The sequence below is a fragment of the Mycobacterium sp. genome (assembly GCF_008709575.1).
Classification (GTDB): domain Bacteria; phylum Actinomycetota; class Actinomycetes; order Mycobacteriales; family Mycobacteriaceae; genus Mycobacterium.
Genome location: NZ_VYIK01000542.1, coordinates 1 through 545 on the forward strand (window position 1 = coordinate 1; position 545 = coordinate 545).

Here is a 545-nt window from a genome sequence, read left to right on the forward strand (position 1 = left end):
CATGTGTCCGGCAGCGGAAGGATCGACCTGAAGTGGGTCATCTCAATGCGGTAGTCGAGGTTGTTCATGAACAGCGCCGCTCCGAACGCACCGATGGCCAGCAGCAGTAGATAGATCGCGCAGACCCAGTACGGCGCCAGGTTGCCGGCGACGGCCAGGGACACCAGCCCGACCGCTTGAATCGACGCCGAACCGAGGTTAGCGATCCCGCCGGTGAGCCCCAGTGCGAAGCCCTTGAGTCGCTGCGGGTAAAAGGCTTCCGAGTTGGCCAGCGATGACGAGTAGTTCCCTGCCCCCAGCCCGTTGAGTGCCGCGCAGAGCAGGTAGGGCCACAGCGGCAGGCCGGGATGAGCCAGCAGCACAATGGCTCCCGACATCGGAATGACCAGCAGCAGAGACGAGAGCACCGCCCAGTCACGGCAGCCGAATTTGGCGTTGGCCATCGGGTAGAGCAAGCGGGCGACCGCACCGACAAGTGAAGCGGTGGCACCTAGCCCCGGTTTTGCACGCAACTTGGCGTGACACGCTGTTGAATTAGCGAAAGT

1 pseudogene is annotated in these 545 nt (G+C 63.1%); it reads right to left on the reverse strand.

The window, feature by feature from the left end:
* Positions 1 to 545 (reverse strand): annotated as a pseudogene (locus F6Q13_RS20045) (MFS transporter); the annotation flags it as partial.